Source organism: Desulfobaccales bacterium (assembly GCA_041648175.1).
GTDB lineage: Bacteria > Desulfobacterota > Desulfobaccia > Desulfobaccales > 0-14-0-80-60-11 > 0-14-0-80-60-11.
The window spans coordinates 1-6,336 of sequence record JBAZPO010000044.1 but is presented as its reverse complement, the minus strand read 5'-3'; the positions used below and the strand labels follow the sequence as shown (position 1 = coordinate 6,336).

7 protein-coding genes are annotated in these 6,336 nt (G+C 55.8%); all 7 read right to left on the bottom strand.

Annotated features, from left to right (window positions below; genetic code table 11):
- Nucleotides 1-165: 165 nt before the first annotated feature.
- Nucleotides 166-621, bottom strand: a complete 456-nt coding sequence (locus WC600_18525; protein ID MFA4904727.1) for a hypothetical protein — start codon at nt 619-621, stop codon at nt 166-168.
- Nucleotides 622-647: 26 nt separating this feature from the next.
- Nucleotides 648-1,994 carry a radical SAM protein gene (locus WC600_18520; protein ID MFA4904726.1) on the bottom strand — a complete coding sequence of 449 codons (1,347 nt, stop codon included), beginning with the start codon at nt 1,992-1,994 and terminating at the stop codon, nt 648-650.
- 282 nt (nt 1,995-2,276) lie between these two features.
- Complete coding sequence (locus WC600_18515; GenBank protein ID MFA4904725.1) at nt 2,277-3,392, bottom strand: ABC transporter permease; 1,116 nt, start codon at nt 3,390-3,392, stop codon at nt 2,277-2,279.
- Nucleotides 3,389-4,357, bottom strand: a complete 969-nt coding sequence (locus WC600_18510; GenBank protein MFA4904724.1) for an ABC transporter ATP-binding protein — start codon at nt 4,355-4,357, stop codon at nt 3,389-3,391. The genes WC600_18515 and WC600_18510 overlap by 4 nt, the downstream gene beginning before the upstream one ends.
- Before the next feature lie 175 nt (nt 4,358-4,532).
- Nucleotides 4,533-5,108: a redoxin domain-containing protein gene (locus WC600_18505; protein MFA4904723.1), complete on the bottom strand. Its 576-nt coding sequence runs from the start codon at nt 5,106-5,108 to the stop codon at nt 4,533-4,535.
- 100 nt (nt 5,109-5,208) lie between these two features.
- Entirely contained in the window at nt 5,209-5,952 is a 744-nt protein-coding gene (locus WC600_18500) for a 4'-phosphopantetheinyl transferase superfamily protein (protein MFA4904722.1), read from the bottom strand.
- A 17-nt stretch (nt 5,953-5,969) separates the two neighbouring features.
- A partial coding sequence (locus WC600_18495) for a polyketide synthase dehydratase domain-containing protein (GenBank protein MFA4904721.1) occupies nt 5,970-6,336 on the bottom strand: 367 nt, incomplete at its 5' end.

Below are 6,336 nucleotides of genomic sequence, written 5' to 3'. Positions count from 1 at the left end.
GCCAAATCCAAACCGTTTATGTGGACCGCAACCGCGGACTCAATATTCGAAAAACTTCAAAGACTTTGTAAAGGTATTTGTGAAACAATACACTAGATTCTTCGCAGCGCTCAGAATGACAATGCTATTCTTTTGACCGCAACTCGCTATTAGCTCGATCTAAAATCATGACTGGTCGTGCTGCGCATCTCGTCGCCAAAGTAAAACCGTGAGCCAAAATGCAAAGCACGCGGTACGGAAATCAGAAATCTGCCCGGTGATTGATGCTCGCCGGGTGAAGGGGTGGGCGGGGGCAATCACCCCGTCGCAGCCGGCCCCTTCCAAAAGCATAGTGCGGCCCAATGGTGACTGAGCACGCAGGATGACCGCTCCGGATGATATCTCCAACTCGAATGTTCGAGTGAAAACACTTGATTTCTGGGCGTTCGCTACTGGTGTTGAATTGGCATCAAACGTCCAGTGTCCACTAAAGACACCATGCTTCCGAACATCATGATATTCACCATCAATCGTTATGCTCCCTTGCTCATCTATCCAATTGAACTCGGCACTTGCGGAGTGTCCGCTCCCAGCAATGTCGAAATTCCAAGAACAGAGTCCTTTGGGGATGCAGCGGATCATGTTTTTCCCACTTTTTCAAAAACTTCCTATATTTCGCCTCTGACGTTGGCAGCCCCGACAAATGGCTGAGGCTTCTTCAAACCTTTGAAATAACGGTTGCGGGTAGAGATATTGATGACGGCGTACATTAAACAACCGCGTAGAGTCCGTTTCCAGGGGCTCATGCCAAAGAACCGTTTGGCCATGGAGCCGAACGAATAGGTTTGCCGGTTCAAGCGGGCGTAGCCACTAAGGAGCTCGTCAGCAGTCATGCTCTGCGGGTGAAAAAGGAGGGTATCAGGAGGATAGCCGCGGAGCCACCAGTCAGGCTCAAACAACCTGCCTTCGCTTAAGAGACGCTGATATAACCGGGTTCCTGGCAGAGGAGTGAGAACCCGCAGCTGGACACAATCCATGCCACTTTTCATGATAAACTCAAAGGTCTGCTCGAATACATCCTTGTTTTCATAATCGAAGCCAAAAACAAAGGCGCCAAGGATGCCGAAACCTTCGCCATGGAAGCGGCGCATGGCTTCATAAAAATCGATCTTCAGGTTCTTTATTTTCTTCATCTCATGCTGAGTGCCTTTTTGGACCGATTCGAATCCGAGCAAAAGTCCCCTGCACCCCGAACGTCGCATCAATTTTAGCAGCTCCATATCTTCAGCTAACGACACGGTTCCTTGCCCCATCCATAGCCGCTTCAGGGGTATCATTTCCGTAAAAAGCTTTTTTCCTACCTCCCGGTTCAGTCCAATAGCGTCATCGACGAAGAAGAAGTCAGGGGCATCAAGAGCCTCGATCTCGGCAATCACCTCTGGAACCGGCCTGACTCGATATTGCCGCCCCATGGTCTGGCCACTGCAACAGAATTCGCAATCGTGCGGACACCCTCGGGAGGCCTCGATGCCGACATAACTAGGAGCAGAACCCCGATGTTTGCCTCTGGGGAAGAGATCTCGCCGTGGTCTTGGCAGGCCGGCGAGCTCTGTCTTTTTACCGGCCCGATAGAGTCCTTGCATCTGTCCCGACGCGGCATCAGCTACCACCCGGGGCCAGACACCCTCCGCTTCTCCCACCACTACCGCGTCTGCATGTCCTAAAGCTTCGTCAGGCAAGATGGTGGGGTGTATGCCGCCCAGCACCACCTGCACCCCCTTTTGGCGATAGGTGTCGGCCAGACGATAGGCCCTGGGCACCAGGTCGGTCATGACGGTGATCCCCACCAAATCCACCTCTTGATCGGGGTCATCGGCAGCATAAACTTCATCGACCAGGGTAATCGTGTGGCCAGGCGGGGTCAGCGCGGCTATCAGCGGCAGATTTACCCTCATCAACCTGACATTACTGGTGTCATCAAGTTGTTCATGGGGGGCGATAAGCTTTATTCTCACGTCTTCACCTTCCGGGAATCACTTTTGGTCAAACCGGCCAACGTCTGGTCGGGCAAACCTTAGCCCTGGAAATGTGGGGCCGGGTACGGGGTCTATCTTGCCGATCTTTTCCCAGAAAAGGGTCGCGAAATTATGCGGACGGGAAACCCGGATACCGGGGGGAAGGCTGGGTAGCAGCCCCTTCGTGCCACTGTACTCACTGCGCGCCAGGACCGCGGGTACAGGCGGTAAGGTCGCCGGGAAAGAAGGCTCGAGGGCTGGCGAGCCGCAGGTGCTTGGCAATCACGTACCCTCTTCCCATTTGGTGCCTATGATGCCCAAGGCGAAGACCACGGCCGCGAAAACCCCGATTATGGCGGCGTAACGCAGGGTGGCCAGGTGGTCGCTAAAGATCATGGAGGCCCGCAGGCCCTCGTTCACGTAATACAGAGGCAGTAGCTTGGCGAACGTCTGCAAAAAGCCCGGCATCATCTCGATGGGGAAGAAGCTCCCCGCGAGGAACATCATGGGAAACGAGATGGCGTTGGCGGCGGCGACGGCGCTCTGCGCCTCCTGCACAAAGCGGGTGAGTATCATGCCGATGCCGACGAACGCGAAGACATCAAGCAAAATGAACACCGGGAGCCAGACGTTTATCTGGAGGTCAGTGTGAAACACGCCGAAGCTCACCAGCAGCATCCCAATCGTGGAGATAATTGCGAGTGCGAACTGGTACAGGATGTTCGATAGTATCCAGTCGGTACGCGTGATGGGCGTGGTGGCTAGCTTCCTGATGATCCCCTTCTGCAACAATTCCGTGTTCATGTTCACCGTGCCGAACAGGGATGCGGTCATCACCGCCATGGCGATGACGCCGGGGATGAAGAACTCGATAAATCGGTACTTCTTGTTGAGTATCGAGGTCTCCTCCCACCGGTAGAACCCCGGCTTTCCGGACATCCTCTGGTTCATCCCCGCAAACTCCATGTTCAGGTATTCCATCTTCGTCTTCACCGAAGTAGAGCTGGGGTCGTAGATATACTCGAGGATAACGGAGGCATCGGGGGCTTTGAGGTCCACCCTCTGATGGAGCAAGTTTTCAAAGTCTTTGGGAATAACGAGGATAAGGTTCAGCCTGTGGTTCTTGGCGTATTCCCTGGCGTCGCTGGTGAGATCGACCCTCTTTATCTTGAAGTTCCCATTGATTTGCAGGGCCTTGATGAACTGCGCCGAGCCGTGGGTGTCGTCGAGGTCCTGCACGTAAAGGTCTAAGCTCAATTGGTCCCGGTCCAGGAAAATGGTGCCGAACACGAGAATCAGGATTATCGGGAACGCAATGGTGAAGAACATCGCGGTCCTCTCCCGGTAGAAGGTCTTGAGCTTGACGACGAGATTGGCGCTGATGACTCGCAGATTCATACCACCTCCCCGCTCTCGGCCAGGTCTGCGCGGAGCGCCTCGCCGGTGAGCTTCAGGAAGACCTCTTCGAGGTTGGGCCTGCGAACGTCCAGGCTGAGGAACGACGCCCCCGCGTCCTTAACGGCATTTAGTGCCTTCAGGATGTCTTCCGTGTGCTCCACCCTGACCTTGAGGTCTTGGTGGTTGTCATGGACCGGCTCGAAGCCCAACTTCCGGATGATCTCAAAGGCGTTGGCATCGACGGACTGTAGCGTCAGGACCAGGTAATTCGTGGCATTTTCTATGAGCTCCGCGGGAGAGCCCGTGGCGATGATCATCCCTTTCGAGATGATGGCGACCGTGTCGGCCAGAATCTCCGCTTCCTCCATGTAGTGCGTCGTGAGAAATATCGTTTTCCCCTTCTTCTTCAGGCCCAGCAGGACTTCCCACACCTCGCGCCTGGCCCGGGGGTCGAGCCCGGTCGTCGGCTCGTCGAGGAACACGACATCGGGGTCGTTCACGAGCGCAATGGCGATGCCCAGGCGCTGCTTCAAGCCCCCGGAGAGGTTCTTATACTGCTCTGTGGCCTTGTCCTTGAGGGCCACGAGTTCTATCAGCCCGTCGATATCGGTGTTCCGCCGGAGGCGACTGGCGCCGGAGAATAGTCGCGAATAGTACTGCATGGTTTCTCTGACCGTTATCCGGTCGAAGGAGCTGAAGTCTTGGGGGAGGACGCCGATCCGGGGGACGATGGCGCGCTTCTTCTTGGTGACGTCCATCCCGAGAAGTTTCACTGTTCCCGACGTGGGCTTGCGGATCATCTCGATTATCTCGGCGGTAGTGGTCTTGCCGGCGCCGTTCGGGCCCAGAAAGGCGAAAACTTCGCCCTTTCTGACGTTGAAGGATATGCCGTTGACCGCCTGCAAATCCCCGTAACGCTTCGTCAGGTTCTCGACTTCGATGGCGTGTTCAGCTTGGTTCGCCATGGATTTCCTTTTTGCCTGTTCCCAAGGTGTTACTGCCGACCTCTTTTCCCAGGCTCAAACCAAAGATAAGCACTAAAACCCCCGGTGCTGCGCTTCACCTGGAAAAATCCAGGGGAAGGCGATTTTCCCTTGCGGAGACCTAAAAAAGAGTTCAGCCGCTGGGCCCCGGTGCTTCTTAGTTGCCAGTCGCCAGTCCTAAAAGGAGTTTTTTTATGGCCTCAAACCGGCTGTTGGGTATCCGGCCGGACGCGGCAAATCTGACGATACCCCGCTTATCTATAATGACAAAATTGCTGTCATTATCCCTCATCCGGTACGCCGCAAACATGCCTCCGCTCCAATCCCCGTAGATAGTTATCTTCAACTTCGCGGAGGTTTCCATTAATTTTTGTTTCCAAACTGTTAAAGACGTGGCCTCCATGGTATTGACGACCAGCAATCGGAAGATTTGATTTTGAATATTTTGCGGTTGCGCATCGTAAAGCGTATCCAGATAATGCTGTAAGTCCTCGTTAACATTGACGGTATCCCTGGTTGCATAAAACAAGACGATAATCTTTCCCTTAAGCATGTCAAGGGTGAGCTTTTTATTGTCTCCGGACATCAGTGAGAAAGAAGGGGCCGGTTCACTTGTGCCTAAAATAGCCTGCGCCCCGGTTGGCGCCAGAATCCAAACCAGGAGGGCTGCCGCGATCAGGACGGATTTAGCCCTAGCCTGCTTAAAGTTCTGAGATAGATTCTTGACGTTCATTTCTGGACCTCCGCTAACAGAAATATGCGAATCCCTCAAAAAAAGCCAGACTCCCGGCACTCCCCGCAGACCGATGCACAGTCCGCTGCGGTCTAACGCCTCATCGCTCTTGCCGATTCAAGAGGGCGATGGAAAGCCACATCTGCGCCCGGGAAAGGGAACGCACCCAGATGGACCCGGGGTGGAGGGGAAACCGCACCAGCGCTTTCCCTGATAACCCCACGGGAAAGGTATAGCCGCGGTCGCTGCCTACCGCCGGATAGACGTTGATTTGCCGCGGGTCCACGAGGTGGAAGGCGCACCCCAGGGCCTTGACTACAGCCTCCTTGACAGACCAGAGCAGGGCCGAGGCCCTGGCCAAATCTCCATCCGCCAACCGCAAGACGTGGTGCAGCTCATCCCCATGGAAGACCCGGTGCACGGGGTATTCTCCTTGGAATTCACCGGCTTCGGCCACATCGATGCCGATATCAGACTCATCCCCACAGAGGGCGGCCCAGATTTTTCCACCACCCGCGCTGCAGGAGATGGCCGGGCCCCGTTTTTCTCCCCACCGGAGAAGGGGCCGGCCCAGCGGGTCGTGGACGACCTTGAGCGGGGCAGCCGCGCGGTTGGAAACCTGACCGCCTTTCCCCAGAGGACTTTTCCTGGCCCTCAATGCCGCCAGATGATCCCACAGGGTGGAAACTAAGCGCAGCTGTTCTCCGGCCCCGTGCGTCCTGGAACCTTTGAGGGTTCCGAGGGTAAACGGCAAGGAGGCATAGAAAACCTGTCCCCGGCCTTCAAGGAAACGCACGGCCTGGACAGTTATGTCTTGGCAAGCCTTGGCCACAGCCACTCCCATCTTGCCTTCGCTGCGTATCAGTCCGAGACCCAGTGCATCCGCATACCCCAAACTTGCATGAGGGGGCGGCCTTGAGCGTCAAGCCCACTGGCGTCCCAGGTCTGGCCGGTCTCGTCCTGCGCCCGCAAGCGGGCCTCCACGGTTATCTGTTCCCCCACCCGGCATGGTCGCAAAAACCTCATCTCCCCGATCTCAATGGGAAGCATGGATCGTTGTTCCGACGGGTCCATGGCGACGATGGAGAAGTAAGCCGACTGCATCAGGGCTTCGAACAGGTAGGGAGAGTATTGGTACCGTGCGTGCCGCAGATGGGCGAAATCAACGGCTTCCCGGTAGATGGTGCGGCCACGTGCCACCCCCGGACCGGCGCCGTCAAACGACTTG

What these genes read in the sequence shown, in the direction of transcription:
- WC600_18505 (MFA4904723.1), bottom strand. Translation starts at nt 5,108, where the DNA reads ATGAACGTCAAGAATCTATCTCAGAACTTTAAGCAGGCTAGGGCTAAA.
- WC600_18525 (MFA4904727.1), bottom strand. Translation starts at nt 621, where the DNA reads ATGATCCGCTGCATCCCCAAAGGACTCTGTTCTTGGAATTTCGACATT.
- WC600_18515 (MFA4904725.1), bottom strand. Translation starts at nt 3,392, where the DNA reads ATGAATCTGCGAGTCATCAGCGCCAATCTCGTCGTCAAGCTCAAGACC.
- WC600_18500 (MFA4904722.1), bottom strand. Translation starts at nt 5,952, where the DNA reads ATGGGAGTGGCTGTGGCCAAGGCTTGCCAAGACATAACTGTCCAGGCC.
- WC600_18510 (MFA4904724.1), bottom strand. Translation starts at nt 4,357, where the DNA reads ATGGCGAACCAAGCTGAACACGCCATCGAAGTCGAGAACCTGACGAAG.